The sequence below is a fragment of the Roseisolibacter agri genome (assembly GCF_030159095.1).
GTDB classification, from domain to species: domain Bacteria; phylum Gemmatimonadota; class Gemmatimonadetes; order Gemmatimonadales; family Gemmatimonadaceae; genus Roseisolibacter; species Roseisolibacter agri.
The window spans coordinates 46068-63249 of sequence record NZ_BRXS01000002.1 but is presented as its reverse complement, the minus strand read 5'-3'; the positions used below and the strand labels follow the sequence as shown (position 1 = coordinate 63249).

Below are 17182 nucleotides of genomic sequence, written 5' to 3'. Positions count from 1 at the left end.
CGACAGGATGATGGGATGACGAAGAGGCTCCACGCGGGCGCTTGGAGCGGCGCGCCACATGGAGCCTCCTGGTTCATCCTGTCATCCTGTCTCGTACTTCGCAGCACGCAGCAGAAGCTCAGGCGGCTCTCGTGTCCCGCGCCGCCTCGCGCAGCTCGGCGCGCGTCGGGATCACCGGCGGCTCGCCCTCCCACAGCACCAGCCCGCGCACGCGCGCGCCGAGGGCGCGCAGGCGCGTGATCTCGCGCGCGAGGCCGGTGAGCGGCGTGTGCCCCGTGCGCGCGCAGACGATGACGTCGGGCGCCACCAGCACGCTGTGCGCGCCGCGGTCCACCTCCGTCGGCGGGATGCTGACGACCGTCAGGTCGTAGCGGCGCGAGAGCCGCGCGAGGTCGTCGCGCAGCGGCTCGAGCGCGGAGCCGAGGACGACCGGATCGTCGTCGTGGCGCTGCGCGCCGGGGGGCAGCTCGTGCGCGGCGCGCACGATCGGCGGCGTGGGCGCGAGGCCCGCGGGCACGAGATCGACATGCAGCGCGCGCCCCACCGGGACGGGCACGATCGCCTCCGTCACCGGCAGCCCCGCGCGCAGCACCTCGGCGAGCCCCGGCCGCATGCCGACGCCGAAGGCGACCGACGCGGCGGCGCGTCCCATGTCCGCGTCCACCACCAGCGTGCTGCGCCCGTCCTCGGCCGCGATGGCGGCGACGTTGGCGGCGACGGCGGCGGCGATCGCGGCCTCCGCGCCGACGACGGTGACGACCGGCACCGCCGCGCCCGTGGCGGCCATGCTGAGGTAGAGCAGCCGGTAGCTCTCGACCGACGTGTCCACGAGCGGCGGCGTGTCGACGTCCGCGCGGCGGCGCGCGCGCTCGGCGATCACGGCCTCGGGGCGCACGACGGCGAGCACGCGCGTGCGCGTCACGCGCTCGGCCTCGCGCGCGTCGGCCACGCGCGGACGGCGCACCTCGCCCCCCAGCGCCGCCGCGAAGCCGGCGACGAGCGCCAGCGCCAGCGCGGCGCCGAGCATGGCGACGGGCGGCGTGTCGAAGTTGGCGCGGGCGCGCGCGGCCGCGACGCGGCGGTCCACGGCGTCGTTGCGCGCGCGCGCGGCGCGCAGCGTGGCCTCGGCCTGCGCCAGCCGGGTCCGCGCCGCGTCGCGGCGGGTGGCGACGCCCAGTGTGTCGGCCACGGGGAGCGCGGCCAGCGTCGCGGAGTCGGCGGCGGAGAGCACGAGCGGCGCCGGCGTTCCGGTGGTCGGCGCCGCGTTCGCGGGATCCGCGGGTTGGGCAGCGCCGGCGGCATCCTGTGTTTGGGGGGGGACCCCCGCGCCGCGAGCGGCCGGCGCCGCCGGCGCGGCGCCCTGTGCGCCCGGGGCCCCCGGGGCGCCGGCTCCGGGCGTCATCGGCGCGCTCTCGCTCGCCGTCAGCGCGTCGCGCAGCGCCGTCCGCCGCCGCTCGGCCACCGCCTCGATCGCGCGGCCGAGTCGCGTCGTCGTGTTGGTGAGCGAGACGTAGATCGGGTCGACGCCGCCCACCACGCCGAACGCCTCACGCTCGCGCTCCACCTCGTCCAGCGAGTCCACCAGCACGCGCACGCGCGCGTCGCCGCGCAGCTCGGGCGACTCGGCCAGCGCGCGGTAGGAGGACGGCAGCGGCGACGTCTGCGCGCGGGTGAGCAGCCGCTCCAGCGCGCCCAGCGCCGCGGCCAGCGAGTCGCGCGCGGCGGGCGTCGCGGGCGGCAGCGCGGCGGCGGCGCGGGCGCGCGCGGCCAGCAGCACCTGGCGCGCGCGCGCGGCGGCCGCGCGCCCCGCCGACACCGACGAGTCGGCGAGCGCGAACTCGCGCTGCTCGGCCTGCACGGCGGCGGCGAGGGCGGTGGTGTCGACCTTCTCGCCGGGGCGCGGGGCGGCGTTGCGCGCGGCACGCATGGCCTCGCGCGGCACCAGCACGAGCGCGCCGAGGGCGAGCACCAGCGCGAGCACGGCGCCGGTGATGAGCAGCCCACGATGCCGCATCGCGTTGCGCGCGCGCGCGGCGGCCCACGCGGCCCGCAGCTGCACGCCGGGCGGCAGCGGCAGCGCCTCGTCGACGACCACGCCGCGCGCCCCGGGGGGCGTCAGCGGGGCGGCGGCAGGGGCGGGGCGGAGGTCGGTGGACATGAGGATCTGGATCCCGAAGCTGCGTGCATCGTGCTCCGTGCTGCGTGTCCGGCCGCTCGGGACGCTCCACACGCAGCACGGAGCACGCAGCACGCAGCCTTCTCGGTCGTAAGCTACCGCACCGCCCCCTGCTCCACCCGCCCCTTGATGTCCAGCACGGCCCGCTCCTTCGCCTTCGCCTCGACGTCCACCGTCAGCGCCAGGTCGCGCCAGAGCGGCGGCAGGTCGGCGGGGTCGATGTAGTCGGCGTGCGGGCGCGGGTTGCGGGCGTCCCAGCCGTCGCGCGGCGACGAGACGTGGAAGTAGGGCTCGCGCGCCGTCGGCGCGAGCGTGGCGTCACGCCCCGCCCACGTCGTGGCGGCGCGCAGCGTCGCGTCCTCGACCGAGAGCGCGTCGGGGTTGCAGCGGTGGTGGTGCGCGTCGTAGACCATCGCCAGTTCCGTGCGCGCGCAGAAGGGGAGCAGGTCCTCGGGCGTGAACAGCCGGTCGTCGTTCTCGAGCGCGAGGCGCGCGCGGGCGCGCGGCGACAGCTGGTCGACCGCGCGCGCCAGCCGCTCCAGCGCCGCGGGCTTGCCGCCCGCCGCGCCGCCGACGTGCAGCGTCACCGTGTCGGCGCCCACGACCTCCGCTACCCAGCACTGGAACTCCAGCTCCTGCCGCGACGCGTCGCGCACCGCCTCGCGCTCGGAGTTGAGCACGACGAACTGGTCGGGGTGGAGGCTGAGCCGGACGCCGCGCGCGTGCGCGAGCGGCCGCACCGCGGCGAACGCCGCCTCGAGCGCGCCCGCCTCGCCGTCGTCGAGATCGCCGAGCGCGTAGCCGCTCACGGGGTGCGTGGCGAGCGGCAGGATCTGGCTGTTGATGCGGAACGCGCCGACGCCGATCTCGTGGCAGCGCTCGACGGCGCGGGCCAGCGCGTCGGCGTTGTCGCGCGCGATGGCGGCGAGGTAGTCGCGCCGCGCGGCGGCGTCGAGCCCCGACACGTAGCGGTGCGTCGCCGTGCGGAACTTGATGGGCGCGTCGAGGAACTGGCAGCAGAGGCCCCAGCGGATCATGGAGGCAGCGTCGAGCGGTGAGCGTCGAGCGTCGCGTGGGTCCCTCGCAGCGGCAAGGGCGACGCCGCACCTCAACGCACCTCGCTCGCCCGCCGTGCCCCGGGACGACGAAGGCGCCGGCCCTGGTGGGCCGGCGCCTTCGCGACTGCGGGCACTGCGAGGATCGTGCGGTCTTACTCGACCGTGATCACGCCCTTCATCCCCATCGCGAGGTGCGGCGTGCAGTGGTAGTTGTACGCGCCCGGCGCGACGTTCGCGAAGCTGATCGTGATCGTCTCGTTCGGGTTGAGCAGCATCTGCGACTTGAGCGGCGCGGACGGGTTCGGGATGTTCGCCGTCAGCTGCGCCTTGCCGGCGGCCGGGATCGCGGCCTCGTCGAACGAGACGTCGTGCGGGCCACCCGAGACCATCGTGAACTTCACGGCGTCGCCCGCCTTGACCTTGAGGTCGGCCGGCTCGAAGCGGTAGCCCTTCTCGTCGCCGACCATCTTGACCTCGTGCGTCTGGCCGGTGGCCGGAGCCGCCGTGGCCGTCGCACCCGCGTCGGCCGTCGGGGCCGGAGCCGCGACCGCCGCCGAATCCGTCGTCGGCGCCGCCGCCGAATCCGCCGACGCCGCCTTCTCACCACCGCAAGCCGCGAGCACGAGCGCGCTGGCCGCAAACGCAAAAGCGCTGAAACGCATGTAAGGAAGCCTCCAAAGGCCGTACTGAGCCGATGCGCACACCATGTGCGACCGGGCCGCCGAGCGTCCCCGGCAGCAGCGGAATGCTATGCGCGCCCCGGAATGAAAGCAATGGAACCGCAGGCGCGGTGCGGCCCCGGTGCAGACCTGGTGCCGCGCCGCGTGATCGACGCCACACCGTCGCGCCGTCACCGCACCCGACGCGAAACGCCCGGTCGGCAGCTGCCGACCGGGCGTTCGGGACGTGCGGGACGTGCGGTAACTGCGGGACGTGCCGGTGAGCCGTCGGTGCGGCTCACGCGTGGCTCACTTGCCCTTGGCGGTGCCGCGGACGGTGCCCTTGAGCGTCGCGCCGGCGCGGAACGCCGGGACCTTGCTCGCCTTCGCCTTCACGGGCTCGCCCGTCTGCGGGTTGCGGAACGTGCGGGCGCCGCGCTTGCGCTGCTCGAACGTGCCGAAGCCGGTGATCGAGACCGAGTCGCCCTTCTTGAGCGCCTTCGCGATCACGCCGGTGTTCGGGTCGAACATGCTGTTGATGATGCGCTGCGCCTGCGCGCGCGAGAGCTCGTGCTCGTCGGCGATGTGCTGGATCAGTTCGGCCTTGTTCATGGGGCGACCTCGGGCAGGGGTGGGGGCCGCCGGCACCGCGCCGGCGACCATGGCGGTGAGGTGGGAGCGGCAGTGCATCGAGCACGGCACGGCCGACGCGCAGCAGCCGCGCGCAGGACGCGCGGCCCGCCCGTCGCGCAACGCGCGTCACGCGCAACAGGCGCGTCGCGCGTGCGGCGCGGCGCGGCGGGCGGCAGTCTCGCCGCGGTGCCGGCCGCGCGCAAGGCCAGGCGCCACGCGGCCTGCACACCCGCACCCTCCGGGAAGCCGTACGCCATGCGGGTTCGCGGGCCATCGACTCCCGCCGCGCCACGCGCGCCCTTCCCACGGGCCACGTGCCCGCCTAGCTTCCGCCCCATGTCGCTCGCGCCCCGCCACCATCATGCGCATCATCGTCACGGCCGTCCGGGCCGCGGCGTGCCGTGCGCGTGTGGGTGAGACGGCGACCGCCGCCGACACCACCGCTCGCCACTCGCTGCGGCCCGTCCTCACCGGACGGGCCGTTTTCGTTTTGCCGCGGGCCGCGCCACGCGCCCGCCGTCCCACACGCGCCACCGCGCCATGCTCCGCATCGCACTCCCCAACAAGGGCCGCCTCGCCGAGGAAGCCCGCGAGCTGTTCAACGACGCCGGGCTCGAGGTCCGCGTGCGGGGCGACCGCGCGCTCACCGCGTCGCTCGGCGGCGAGTTCGAGGCGATCTTCGTCCGCGCGCAGGACATCCCCGAGTTCGTCGCCGACGGCGCGGCCGACGCGGGCGTCACCGGGTGGGACCTGGTGTGCGAGTCGGGGCGTGCGCTGAGCGCGCTGCTCGACCTGGGCTTCGGCCGCTGCCGCGTGGTGCTGGCGGCGCGCGAGGACTCGCGCGTGCGCACCGCCGACGACCTCGACGCGTTCGGGCCGACGGGCGCGGGCGCGGTGCGCGTGGCGACGGTCTTCCCGGGCGTCACGCGGCAGTTCTTCGAGGAGCGCGGCCAGGCGGTGACGCTGGTCCCGATCTCCGGCGCCGTCGAGATCGCTCCCCACCTCGGCATCGCGGACGTCATCGTGGACCTCACGTCGACCGGCTCGACGCTCAAGATGAACGGCCTGCGCGAGGTCGCCACGGTGCTGGAGTCGAGCGCGCGCCTCATCGCCGCGCCCGGCGCGCTGGCCGCCGCGGGCGAGACGCCCACCGACAAGCAGCGCGCGCTCGACGAGCTGGTCATGGCGCTGGAGTCGGTGCTGCGCGCGCGGGGCAAGCGCTACGTGATGGCCAACGTCCCGCGCGAGGCGCTGGAACGGGTCAAGCAGGTACTCCCGGGGCTCAACGGCCCGACGGTCATCGACCTGCTGAACGGCGGCGCGGTGGGGACCTCCGCGTACGTGGCGGTGCACGCGGTGGTGCCCGCGGCGTCGATCTACCGCACGATCGCGCAGCTGAAGTCGCTGGGGGGCGAGGGGATCCTGGTGACGCGGATCGAGCGCCTCATGCCTTGAAGAGCGCGATGGGGCGGAGGACGGAACGGCGGAAGACGGAACGGCGGAAGACGATGAAGCGTGGGACGGGTGGGGCGGAACTGGACACGGAGCGTGGTGATGGCGCGGAAGCGTGAGGAGGAGCAGGCGGCGCGCGAGGGCGAGTTCGTCTCGGCCGGGATCGCGTACGACCTGCGGCAGGCGGCGGCGGAGGCGGGCGTGCCGCTGTCGCCAGAGGGCGGCGAGGACGACGACGCGCCCGGCGAGGTGCGGCTGCGCTTCGTCGGCCGGATCGACGCGCTCGCGGGCGACGAGCGCCGGCTGCTGTGCGACCGTGCGGGTACCGGCGATCCCGCGATCCGCGCGCGCACGACCGACATCGTCGCGCGCGTGCGGCGCGAGGGCGACGCGGCGCTGCGCGCGATGGCGCGCGAGTTCGACGGCGCGGAGCTGACGGCGCTCGAGGTGCCGCGCGCCGAGTGGCGCGCCGCGCTGGAGGAGCTGGACGCGGGGCTGATGCGCGCGATGGAGCGCACCATCGCCAACGTCCGCACCGTCCACGCGGCGTTCAAGCCCAAGGCGACCGAGGTCGAGCCGGAGCCGGGCATCGTCGTCGGGCGCCGCCCCGATCCGCTGCGGCGCGTGGGCGTGTACGCGCCCGGCGGCCGCGCCGCGTATCCGAGCAGCGTCATCATGGGCGTCGTGCCGGCGAAGGTCGCGGGCGTCGAGGAGGTCGTCCTCTGCTCGCCGCCAGGGCCCGATGGCCTGCCGTCCGCCGTCGTGCTGGCCGCCGCCGCGCTGGCCGGCGTCGACCGCGTGTTCGCGATCGGCGGCGCGGGCGCGATCGCGGCGCTGGCCTACGGCACCGAGAGCGTGCCGCGCGTGGACCGCATCGTCGGCCCCGGCAACGCGTACGTCGCGGAGGCGAAGGCGCAGGTGTCGAGCGTCTGCGCGATCGACAGCCCCGCGGGGCCCAGCGAGCTGCTCGCGATCGCGGACCACACGGCCGACCCGGTGACCGTCGCGCGCGAGATGATCGCCCAGGCCGAGCACGATCCGCTGGCGGCCGTGGTGTGCGTGGCGGTGGGCGACGAGACGGCGGAGCAGGTGGTCGCCGCGCTCGCCGACCTGGTGCCCGACGCCGCGCGGCGTGACATCGTGGAGGCGGCGCTCGGCGCGCAGGGCGGCGTGCTGGTCGCGCAGACGTACGACGAGGCGGCGGCGTTCGCGACCGACTACGCGGCGGAGCACCTGCTGCTGGCGATCGGGGAGCCGGAGCAGAAGCTGGTGCTGGCGCGCGTGCGCAACACGGGCACGGTGTTCGTGGGCGAGACGAGCAGCGTCGCGTACGGCGACTACATGACGGGTGCGAACCACGTGCTGCCGACGGGCGGGCTGGCGCGCAGCTACTCGGGGCTGTCGACGCTCGACTTCGTGCGCTGGACGACGTACCAGCGCGTGACGCCGCAGGCGGCGAACAAGCTGGCGTGGGACGTGGGCCGCTTCGCCGACGCGGAGGGGCTGCCGGGCCACGCGGCGGCGGCGCGCGCGTGGATGAAGGACCGCGATGGGGGGCGGACGCGGCTGCGGGAGCGGGCGTTCCGGAAGCGCGTGAAGGACATCCGCGAGGCGAGTGCCGACGAGCGCGAGGAGGCGGGCGATGAGTGACGCCAGCACGATCGCCGCTCCACCGACGCGCGCCGGCTACGAGCGCATCCCGCTCTACGCGCCGGGCACCGCGCCCTGCGCGACCGACGTCTCCGACACAATCAACCTCTGGGGCGCGCCGCCGGCGGCCGTCGCGGCGGTGCGCGCGTCGACCGTCGAGACGATCGCGCACTATCCCGCGCTCTACAACGCGGAGCTGAAGGCGCCGCTCGCCGCGTACGCGGGCGTCGCGCCCGACGAGATCGTGACGGGCTGCGGCTCCGATGACGTCATCGACTGCGCGCTGCGCGCGTTCGCGGAGCCGGGCGGCATCGTCGCGCACGCGGCGCCGACGTTCTCGATGGTGCCGGTGTACGCGCGCGCCAATGGCATGGAGCCGGTCGGCGTGCCGCTCGCCGGCGACGACTACGCGGTGGACGCCGACGCGCTGCTCGCGCTCGACGCGGCCATCATCTACCTGTGCTCGCCCAACAACCCGACCGCCACGCCGGTGGCGCGCGAGACGCTGCGGCGCGTGGTCGCGGGCGCGCGCGGGCTCGTCATCATCGACGAAGCGTACGCGGAGTACGTGCTCGCCGACCCCGACGCGCGGGCCGAGGTGTTCACGCCCGAGGCGCCCGGGATGGGGCGCGTGCTGGCGCTGCGCACGCTGAGCAAGGCGTTCGGCCTCGCGGGGCTGCGCGTGGGCTACGGCGTGGGGCATCCGACGATCATCCGCGAGGTCGAGAAGGCGCGCGGGCCGTTCAAGGTCACGTATCCCGCGGAGAAGGGCGTGCTCGCGGCGCTCGACGACGTGGACGACGCGCGGCGCTGGGTGGAGACGCACGCGCGCCTCGCCGTCGCGCAGCGCGTGCGCCTGGAGGACGGCCTGCGCGCGCTCGGCCTCGCGCCGGCGCCGTCGGCGGCGCACTTCGCGTTCGTGCCGGTGCCGCGCGCGCGCGCGGTGGCCGAGCAGCTGCGCGCGCGCTTCGACGTCGGCGTGCGCGTGTTCACCGGGCTGCCGACCGCGCTTCCCAGCGCGGTGCCCGCGCTGGCGGCGAGCGGCGGCGAGGGGCTGCGCATCAACGCCGGGCCCGAGCCCGTGCAGCGCGCGTTCCTCGACGCGCTGGCGGCCGTGCTGGAGGGGATGCGATGACGACCGTGTATCCACCGCGTGTCACGCTGTTCGACTACGGCGCCGGCAACCTGCACTCGCTGGCGAAGGCGCTGGAGCACGCGGGCGCCGCGGTGCGCATCGAGGCCGACGCGGCGGCGGCGGTGCGCGACACCGACGCGCTGGTGCTGCCGGGCGTCGGCGCGTTCGCGGCGGCCGCGGAGCGGCTCGCACCTGGCCGCGAGGCGATGCGCGACGCGATCGCCGCCGGCCTGCCCACGCTCGGCATCTGCCTGGGCATGCAGCTGATGTTCGACGGCAGCGACGAGGGACCCGGCGAGGGGCTCGGCCTCATCCCGGGGCGCGTGACGCGCATCCAGGCGCAGCGCGTGCCGCAGATCGGCTGGAACACCGTCGAGCCCACGGGCGGCGCGCCCGATCCGCTGCTCGCCGTGTCGGGGCTGACGATCGCGTACTACGCGAACAGCTTCGTCTGCCGCCCCGAGGACGCCGACGCGTCGGTGGTCGCGTGGAGCGAGCACGAGGGCGACCGCTTTCCCGCCGCCGTGCGCGCCGCGCGCGCGGTCGGCGTGCAGTTCCATCCCGAGAAGAGCAGCGCGCCGGGCGTCGCGATGATCGACGCGTTCGTGCGCTCGCTGAACACGCCTGCTTCCACATCGTCCGGACCCGACCGATGATCGTCATCCCCGCGGTGGACCTGCGCGACGGCGCGTGCGTGCAGCTGGTGGGCGGCGAGTACGCCGACGAGCGCGTGCGCCTGGAAGATCCGCTGGCGGTCGCGCGCGAGTGGGCGCGGCTCGGCTTCCGGCGTCTCCACGTCGTGGACCTGGACGCGGCGACCGGCCGCGGCTCGAACGCGGCGACGGTCGCGGAGATCGTTCGGCACGGCGGCTTCGACGTCGTGCAGGTGGGCGGCGGCGTGCGCGACGAGAGCGACATCGAGCGGCTGCTGGACGCGGGCGCGAGCGCGGTGGTGGTCGGCACGCGCGGCCTCGAGGACCCCGACTGGCTGCGCGAGATGGCCGAGCGCTACCCGCACGAGATCATCCTCGCGGCGGACGTGCGCGAGCGCCGCATCACGACGCGCGGCTGGACGCAGACGCTGCCGCGCATCGTGACCGACGTCGTCGAGGAGCTGGCGGACCTGCCGCTGGCGGCGGTGATGGTGACGGCGGTGCACAAGGAGGGGCAGATGCAGGGCACCGACCTGCCGCTGATGGAGGACGTGGTGGACGCGTCGCACGTGCCCGTGTTCGCGTCGGGCGGCGTGTCGAGCGCGAACGACCTGCGCGCGCTGCAGGACCGCGGCGTGGCGGGGGCGATCGTGGGGATGGCCCTCTATACCGGGGCGCTCGATCCGCGGGCGGTCATCGAGGAGTTCCATGACGAGGACTGAAGGGACGCTGCGTGCCGTTGAGGTGTCATCCCGAGCGTAGCGAGGGATCCGCTTTCCATGGCGAGAGGCGTCCCACGCGTGACGCATACGAGGTCCCTCGCTACGCTCGGGACGCCCCTCACGCAGCACGCAGCACGCAGCACGACGACATCCCAGGCCCGCACACCAAGCTCCTCCCCCATGACGACGGTAACGCGCGAGACCAAGGAAACGCAGATCACCATCCGCATCGCCCGCGCCGCGAGGCCGGAAGCGCCGCAGGTGCGCGTCGACACGTCGTCGACGTTCCTCGATCACATGCTGATCACGCTGGCGCGCTACGCGGGGCTCGACCTCGACGTGCAGGCGCGCGGCGACATGGCGCACCACCTGATCGAGGACGTGGGGATCGCGTTCGGCGAGGCGCTGCGCGCGTTCGCGCCGCCGACCGCCGCGCGCTACGGCGACCGCACCATCCCGATGGACGACGCGCTCGTGCACGTGTCGCTCGACATCGGCGGGCGGCCGTGGTACGCGGGGAAGCTGCCGGCGCGCCTGTACGACCACTGGTTCCAGAGCTTCGCCGCCAACGCGCGCGCGACGCTGCACGTGCGCGTGCTGCGCGGCACCGACCGCCACCACGTCGTCGAGGCGGCGTTCAAGGCGCTCGGCCTCGCGCTGCGCGACGCGCTGACCGAGGGCGGCGCGGTGTTCTCGACCAAGGGCTCCGTCGCGACCGTCGTGCGCCAGGACGGCACGCTGGACGCGCCGCCGATCACCGGACCGGGCGCCGTGACCCCGACGGAGGGCTGATGCTCACGCGGCGGCTCATCGTCTGCCTGGACGTGAAGGGCGGGCGCGTGGTGAAGGGGACGCAGTTCGTGAACCTGCGCGACGTCGGCGACCCGGTGGAGCTGGCCGCGCGCTACGAGGCCGAAGGCGCGGACGAGATCACCTTCCTCGACATCTCGGCCTCCAACGAGGAGCGGGCGACGCTGCTCGACGTCGCGCGGCGCACGGCCGAGCGCCTGTTCGTGCCGCTGACCATCGGCGGCGGCGTGCGCACGGCCGACGACGTCGGGCGCGCGCTGCGCGCGGGCGCCGACAAGGTGAGCATCAACTCCGCCGCCGTCGACCGCCCCGCGGTGCTGACCGAGAGCGCGTGGCGCTTCGGCGCGCAGTGCGTGGTGGCGAGCATCGACGCCAAGTGGGACGACGCGGCGGGGATGTTCCGCGTCCACGTGAAGGGCGGGCGGCAGCCGACGGAGCTGGAGGCCGTGGCGTGGGCGCGCGAGTGCGTGGCGCGCGGGGCGGGCGAGATCCTGCTCACCAGCATCGACCGCGACGGCGCGCGCACGGGCTACGACCTGCCGCTGACGCGCGCGGTGGCCGACGCGGTGGACGTGCCCGTGATCGCGAGCGGCGGCGCGGGGAACGCGGAGCACGTGCGCCAGGCGATCGCCGACGGGCACGCGGACGCGGCGCTGGTCGCGGGGATCCTGCACGACGGCGTGACGACGGTGGGCGCGCTGAAGCGCACGATGGCCGACGCGGGGCTGCCGGTCCGCTGAGATGACGGCGGCCGCTCGCATGCGCGCGCATCTCGTGCGGCGGACGTTCACTGCGCGCGGCGACCTCGCCAGCACGGTGGCGCGCCTGGGCTTCGTGCAGGCCGATCCGATCCGCGCGCCGGCGCGCGCCCAGGACCTGATCCTGCGGCATCGCGTGAGCGGCTACCGCGCGGGCCAGCTCGAGCAGCGCTATCCGTCGCTCGGCCTCGACGAGGACTTCGTCTACGCGTACGGCTTCGTGCCGCCGGCGACGCGCGCGCTGCTGCACCCGCGCGTGCGCCCCGCGGAGCCCGAGGGCCTCGCGCGCGAGGTGCTGGCGCACGTGCGCGCGAACGGCCCGACGCATCCGAAGCATCTCGTGGACGCGTTCGGCGACACGCGCGAGGTCAACTACTGGGGCGGGCACTCGCGCGCGACGACGCGCGCGCTGGAGCACCTGCAGTACCACGGCTGGCTGCGCGTCGCGCGGCGCGAGGGCGGCGTGCGCGTGTACGAGGCGGCGCCCGACGTCGCCGATGCGCGTCCCGCGGAGGAGCGGTGGCGCGCGCTCGTGCTGCTCATCGCGAACGTCCTCGGACCGCTGCCGGAGACGAGCCTGCGCGGCGCGCTGCGCCTCGCGCGCTGGGGCGTGACCGACGTCGCGGAGCGCGGTGGCGCCGTGAAGGAGCTGCTGCGCGCCGGCGCGCTGGAGCGCGGCACGGTGGACGGCGTGGCGTGGATCTGGCCCGCCGACGCCGCGCCCGATGGCCCGGTGGACGCGTCGCGCGTGGTGCGCTTCCTGGCGCCCTTCGATCCGCTCGTGTGGGACCGCGCGCGCGTCGAGCGGCTGTGGGGCTGGGCGTACCGCTTCGAGGCGTACACGCCCGCGGCGAAGCGGCAGTACGGCTACTATGCGCTGCCCGTGCTGTGGGCGGACCGCCTGGTCGGCTGGGCGAACGTCGCGGTGCGCGACGACGTGGTCGACGTCGACCTGGGCTTCGTCGCGGGCCGGCCGCGCGATCAGGCCTTCACACGCGCGCTCGACGCCGAGATGGCACGCATGGCGCGCTTCCTCGGCGTGCGCACCGATTCCACTTCCATCGTCTGACGCATGACCGACGCCTCGCCCGCCCTGCTCATGTACGCCGCCGCCGACGTCGCGCGCGTCGCCGGCGACCACGCGATGCGCTTCTTCGGCGCGGGCGTCGACGTGGAGACGAAGGGCGACGGCTCGCCGGTGACCGTCGCCGACCGCGGGGCCGAGCAGGTGGCGCGCGCGTGGATCGAGACGCGGTTTCCGGGCGACGGGATCCTGGGCGAGGAGTTCGGGCTGACGCGCGGCGACGCGCCGCGGCGGTGGGTGCTCGATCCGATCGACGGCACGAAGACGTTCGTGCGCGGCGTGCCGCTGTGGGGGACGCTCGTGGCGTGCGTGGAGGGCGACACCGTGCTCGCGGGCGCGGCGTACTTCCCCGCGGTGCGCGAGATGGTCGCCGCCGCGCCGGGCGAGGGGTGCTGGTGGAACGGCGCGCGGGCGCGCGTGTCGGACGTCGCGTCGCTCGATCGCGCGATGGTGCTCACCACCGATCCGAAGTTCGGACATCGCCCCGAGCGCCGCGACGCGTGGCGCGCGCTGGAGGACGCGGCGCTGCTCTCGCGCAGCTGGGCGGACTGCTACGGCTACCTGCTGGTCGCGACGGGGCGCGCGGAGGTGATGGTGGACGCGATCGTGGGCGACTGGGACACCGCGCCGCTGCTGCCGATCATCGAGGAGGCGGGGGGCGCGTTCACGACCTGGGACGGGCGGCGCACGGCGTTCGGCGGCGACGCGATCGCGACGAACGGCGCGCTGGCGGCGGAGGCGCGGCGGGTGCTCGGCCGCGGCTGACGGAGGGGCACGGCCGCTCTTGCGGCCCGGGGATTTGTTCTACAAGATCGCAACATGTCGACGCCCACCATCGGATCGCTGGAGCTCGCCGCGCTGCTCGCCGTCGCGCGGCTGGGAGAGGAGGCGTACGGCCTCGCGATCCGGCGCGACCTCGCCGCGCGCCTCGGGCGCGACCACTCCGTCGGCGCCATCTACACGACGCTGCAGCGGCTGGAGGACAAGGGCCTGCTCACCTCGCACGCGAGCGCGCCGCTGCCGGTGCGCGGCGGGCGCTCGCGCCGCCACTTCACGCTCACGGGCGCCGGAACGCGGGCGCTGCGCGCGGCGCAGCGGCAGGCCGTCTCGATGTGGGCCGGCGTCGGCCTGCTCGGCCCGGAGCCGGCATGAAGACGATGCGCGCCACCCATCGCGCGCCGCGTGCGGCCCGGTCGTCGATCGAGACGCTGCTGGAGCGCATCGGCGTCGATCCCGTGCTCGCGGAGTCCGTCGTCGGCGACCTGGCGGAGGAGTACGCGGAGCGGGCCGCGCGCGACGGCGCGGGTGCCGCGCGGTGGTGGTACGTGCGCGAGGCGCTCCGATCGGCGCCGCACCTGGCGTGGAGCGCGCTCCGTCGCCTGGATCACCGCGGACGCATGCGGCTCGCGGCGGGGATCGCGGGCGCGGGCGTCGCGACGTGTGTCGCGCTCCTCTGGTGGTCGGCCGGCGCGGGACCGCCCGTGCGTCTCGTCACCGGCGTCCGCGACACGGTCGTCGTGAACCACGTGAAGGCCGTGTCGCTCGCGACGCGCGTGCTCGACGCGGACGGGCGCGTGCTGCCCGATACGGGCGTGCGCTACGCGCGCATCGCGGGCGCGCCGGTCGAGCTGTCCGCACGCGGCGTGGTCACCTGCCCGCGGCGGGGCGACGCGATCGTGCGCGCCTCGCTCGGCGCGCTCGCGACGGACGTGGTCCTCCTCTGCCGGCCGGTGCGCGACGCCCGCGCGGCGGTCTGGAACGACTTCCTGGTGGGCGATCCCGCGCGCGAGCTGCCGACCGAGTTCACCGGCGTGGACGGCGAGCCCGTGACGCTGCTGAGCGCGCGGCTAAGCGTCGACGACAGCACCGTCGCCACGCTCGACGGCCTGCACATCCGCCCGCTGCGGGCGGGGCGCACCCACCTCGGCCTGTCGGTCGGGAACCGCTGGGCCGGCGGCGAGATCCGCGTGTTCGCGCCGGTGGCCGGCTTCGAGGGGCTGCGCCCGGACCTGCGCCCCGACGAGCGCCTCGTCGCCGCGTCCGTGCGGCTCGCGCCCGGCGACTCGGTGCGGCTGCGGTTGCCCATGGGGCTGCTCAACCTCGTCTTCCTCGCGCGCGCGACGGCGGCGGGCGGCGGGCCGGCGCCGCTGCTGCGCGTCGATGGTCCCGTGATGTGCCTGCCCGTGCCGGGGCCGCGCGTCTACAACTCGCGCTGCCTCGTGCGCGCGGCGGGGGCGACGGTGACGCTCGCGCACCCGGGCGCGAAGGCGCCGGCCGTCGTGGGCGCGCTCGCGCTGGAGTGGGAGCGGGAGCGCTGATCGACCGCCGCGATCGGCTCCACCGCGCCCCTGGCGGACGCGGATCGGAGCGGCACTTTCCAGCGCGCGACGGTCCGCTCACCATCCCTGCACGACCATCCCGGTGAAGCACCGGCGGTCGTGTCGAACCCGCACGGCGACGTCGAGAGATCCCGCGACGTCAGGAGCCCAGTGCAATGCGCCTACTTCCGTGGACGATGCTGGCGGTCGGCTCGATCCTCTCCATCGGTGGCAGCGGCAGGCAGACGTCGCGGGAGGATCGAGGCGCGAGGCAGGCGCTGCCCACTGTCGCCATCATCGGAACCGGCAACGTCGGGAGCGCGCTCGGTCCGCAGCTCGCGAAGCTGGGGCACCCGGTGATCTACGGCTCGCGCGAGCCGGGGCGCGAGGCGGTGCGCACGCTGGTCGCGCGCACCGGGCCGAAGGGTTCGGCGGCGTCCCAGCAGGACGCGGCGGCGCGCGCGGACGTGATCGTGCTCGCCGTGCCGGGGGCCGCGCTGGAGGAGCTGGTGACGAAGAGCCTCGGCCCGCTCGACGGGAAGATCCTCGTCGACGTCACCTCAGCGGCCCTGCGGAAGGCGGCCGACGGCTACCTGGAGCTCGTGCCCGGCCCGTCGAACAGCGAGCGCGTGCAGTCGTGGGCGCCGCGCGCGCGCGTGGTGAAGGTCGGGATCCCCGGCGCCTACGTGATCGCGCAGCCGCTGGTGCACGGGGTCCCCCCGACCGTCCCCATCGCCGCGAACGACCGGGCGGCGAAAGAGACCGTGGCGCGCATGATCGCGGGGATCGGCCTGGATCCGTTCGACGCGGGGCCGCTGCGCTTCGCGCGCGCCATCAACGAGTTCGGGTTGCTGTTCATGGTCCCGCTGCAGCAGGGGCGCGCCGAGGGGATCGAGATCAAGTTCATGCGCAGCAGCTACTTCCCGTGCACCTGGCCCGTCCGCAGGCAGTTCGGCGCCACGGCCGATTCCGCCGACCTGGCGGTGTTTCCCCCGACGGGCACGACTCCCCGTCCGTGCCAGGCGTGGGGGCGCTGATCGACCGCGTGGGTCGCTAGGCGCGCGGCTCGTCGGTGGTCGGGGCGGCCGCGATCGCACCGGGCCGCCGCCCGGTGATGCGCTCCCAGAGCTTCGCCGCCAGCGGCGCGAGCACGACCGTCGCCGCGATGCGCACCGGCTGCGTGACCTTGGTGAACAGGTACGCGGCGGTGAATGCGCCCACGTTCGCGAGCGCGCCCGTCGGCTTCCACCCGGCGCCGATGGCGGCCCAGGCGCCGAAGAGCACGGCGAAGAAGATCGCGAAGTAGACGACGACGGCGGCGAGGCCGTACTCGGTCAGGAGGCGCTGCGCGGTCTTGCGCACGAGGAGTGGGGAGCGGGGTGGCGGCGCAAGCTGGCGCGGGGGGACGGCGATCGGAAGGGATTACATTCCGCGCATGCTCGATCTGGACACGCTGGACTTCATGAAGGGCGCCGGGCTGGTGACCGTGGTCGCGCAGGACGCGCGCACGGGCGCGGTGCTGATGGTCGCGCACGCCGATCGCGAGGCGCTGGAGCGCACGCTGGCGACGGGTGAGATGCACTACCGCTCGCGCACGCGCGGGCTGTGGCACAAGGGCGCGACGAGCGGGAACGTGCAGCGCGTGGTGTCGCTGGCCGCCGACTGCGACGCCGACGCGGTGCTGGCGCGCGTGACGCCCGCGGGGCCGGCCTGCCACACGGGGGCGACCTCGTGCTTCGGGGACGTCGCGCTGGGCGCGGACGCGCTGGGGGCGCTGGACGCGACGCTCGCGGCGCGCGCCGTCGCGACGCCCCCCGCGTCGCCCGACGCCCGCCCCAGCTACACCCAGCGCCTGCTCGCCGACCGCAACCTGCGCCTGAAGAAGATCGGCGAGGAGGCGGCGGAGCTCGTGACCGCGTGCGCCGACGCCGACCGCGAGCGGGCGGCGGAAGAGGGCGCCGACGTCGTGTACCACACCCTGGTGGCGCTGCGCGCCATCGGCGTCACGCTCGACGACGTGCGCGCCGTGCTGGCGGCCCGGGCGCGCGCTGACGCGCCCCGGGCCACCGCCTGA

General features: G+C 75.5%; 18 protein-coding genes. 13 read left to right on the top strand and 5 right to left on the bottom strand.

What is annotated here, in order from left to right:
* Window positions 1–118: 118 nt before the first annotated feature.
* The 4 genes from rosag_RS04870 to rosag_RS04855 all read right to left on the bottom strand — a co-directional run bounded on the left by rosag_RS04870 (window position 119) and on the right by rosag_RS04855 (window position 4505).
* The gene (locus rosag_RS04870) at window positions 119–2158 is read right to left on the bottom strand and encodes a P-loop NTPase family protein (RefSeq protein WP_284348922.1); all 2040 of its coding nucleotides are present in this window, start codon (window positions 2156–2158) and stop codon (window positions 119–121) included.
* Window positions 2159–2271: 113 nt separating this feature from the next.
* Window positions 2272–3213 (bottom strand): UV DNA damage repair endonuclease UvsE, encoded by a 942-nt coding sequence (uvsE, locus tag rosag_RS04865; protein ID WP_284348921.1) that lies wholly within the window; start codon window positions 3211–3213, stop codon window positions 2272–2274.
* A 173-nt stretch (window positions 3214–3386) separates the two neighbouring features.
* Window positions 3387–3896: a plastocyanin/azurin family copper-binding protein gene (locus tag rosag_RS04860; protein WP_284348919.1), complete on the bottom strand. Its 510-nt coding sequence runs from the start codon at window positions 3894–3896 to the stop codon at window positions 3387–3389.
* Window positions 3897–4202: 306 nt separating this feature from the next.
* A complete protein-coding gene (locus tag rosag_RS04855; protein WP_284348918.1) occupies window positions 4203–4505 on the bottom strand; it encodes an HU family DNA-binding protein in 303 nt (100 codons plus the stop codon).
* Between the two features lie 561 nt (window positions 4506–5066).
* Here rosag_RS04855 and hisG point away from each other — a divergent pair.
* From hisG to rosag_RS04795, 12 genes are all read left to right on the top strand, one after another.
* Window positions 5067–5981 (top strand): ATP phosphoribosyltransferase, encoded by a 915-nt coding sequence (hisG, locus tag rosag_RS04850; RefSeq protein WP_284348917.1) that lies wholly within the window; start codon window positions 5067–5069, stop codon window positions 5979–5981.
* 99 nt (window positions 5982–6080) lie between these two features.
* Window positions 6081–7628 (top strand): histidinol dehydrogenase, encoded by a 1548-nt coding sequence (hisD, locus tag rosag_RS04845; RefSeq protein ID WP_284348916.1) that lies wholly within the window; start codon window positions 6081–6083, stop codon window positions 7626–7628.
* A complete protein-coding gene (locus rosag_RS04840) occupies window positions 7621–8763 on the top strand; it encodes a pyridoxal phosphate-dependent aminotransferase (protein WP_284348915.1) in 1143 nt (380 codons plus the stop codon). The genes hisD and rosag_RS04840 overlap by 8 nt, the downstream gene beginning before the upstream one ends.
* Before the next feature lie 5 nt (window positions 8764–8768).
* Window positions 8769–9419 (top strand): imidazole glycerol phosphate synthase subunit HisH, encoded by a 651-nt coding sequence (hisH, locus tag rosag_RS04835; RefSeq protein ID WP_425607479.1) that lies wholly within the window; start codon window positions 8769–8771, stop codon window positions 9417–9419.
* Window positions 9416–10138, top strand: a complete 723-nt coding sequence (gene hisA / locus rosag_RS04830; protein ID WP_284348913.1) for a 1-(5-phosphoribosyl)-5-[(5-phosphoribosylamino)methylideneamino]imidazole-4-carboxamide isomerase — start codon at window positions 9416–9418, stop codon at window positions 10136–10138. The genes hisH and hisA overlap by 4 nt, the downstream gene beginning before the upstream one ends.
* A 180-nt stretch (window positions 10139–10318) precedes the next feature.
* Entirely contained in the window at window positions 10319–10930 is a 612-nt protein-coding gene (locus rosag_RS04825) for an imidazoleglycerol-phosphate dehydratase (RefSeq protein ID WP_284348912.1), read from the top strand.
* Complete coding sequence (hisF, locus tag rosag_RS04820; protein WP_284348911.1) at window positions 10930–11688, top strand: imidazole glycerol phosphate synthase subunit HisF; 759 nt, start codon at window positions 10930–10932, stop codon at window positions 11686–11688. Before rosag_RS04825 ends, hisF begins: the two co-directional genes overlap by 1 nt.
* A gap of 19 nt (window positions 11689–11707) precedes the next feature.
* Window positions 11708–12775 (top strand): DNA glycosylase AlkZ-like family protein, encoded by a 1068-nt coding sequence (locus tag rosag_RS04815; protein ID WP_284348910.1) that lies wholly within the window; start codon window positions 11708–11710, stop codon window positions 12773–12775.
* 3 nt (window positions 12776–12778) lie between these two features.
* Window positions 12779–13555: a histidinol-phosphatase gene (gene hisN, locus rosag_RS04810; RefSeq protein ID WP_284348909.1), complete on the top strand. Its 777-nt coding sequence runs from the start codon at window positions 12779–12781 to the stop codon at window positions 13553–13555.
* A gap of 54 nt (window positions 13556–13609) precedes the next feature.
* Window positions 13610–13942, top strand: coding sequence for a PadR family transcriptional regulator (locus tag rosag_RS04805; RefSeq protein WP_284348908.1), 333 nt, complete (start codon window positions 13610–13612; stop codon window positions 13940–13942).
* Complete coding sequence (locus rosag_RS04800; RefSeq protein ID WP_284348907.1) at window positions 13939–15108, top strand: hypothetical protein; 1170 nt, start codon at window positions 13939–13941, stop codon at window positions 15106–15108. Before rosag_RS04805 ends, rosag_RS04800 begins: the two co-directional genes overlap by 4 nt.
* Window positions 15109–15284: 176 nt before the next feature.
* Window positions 15285–16145: an NADPH-dependent F420 reductase gene (locus rosag_RS04795; RefSeq protein WP_284348906.1), complete on the top strand. Its 861-nt coding sequence runs from the start codon at window positions 15285–15287 to the stop codon at window positions 16143–16145.
* 16 nt (window positions 16146–16161) lie between these two features.
* Here the strand turns inward: rosag_RS04795 and rosag_RS04790 are convergent, their stop codons facing one another.
* Entirely contained in the window at window positions 16162–16470 is a 309-nt protein-coding gene (locus tag rosag_RS04790; protein ID WP_284348905.1) for an FAM210 family protein, read from the bottom strand.
* 73 nt (window positions 16471–16543) lie between these two features.
* Here rosag_RS04790 and hisIE point away from each other — a divergent pair, with 73 nt between their 5' ends.
* The gene (hisIE, locus tag rosag_RS04785; RefSeq protein WP_284348904.1) at window positions 16544–17182 is read left to right on the top strand and encodes a bifunctional phosphoribosyl-AMP cyclohydrolase/phosphoribosyl-ATP diphosphatase HisIE; all 639 of its coding nucleotides are present in this window, start codon (window positions 16544–16546) and stop codon (window positions 17180–17182) included.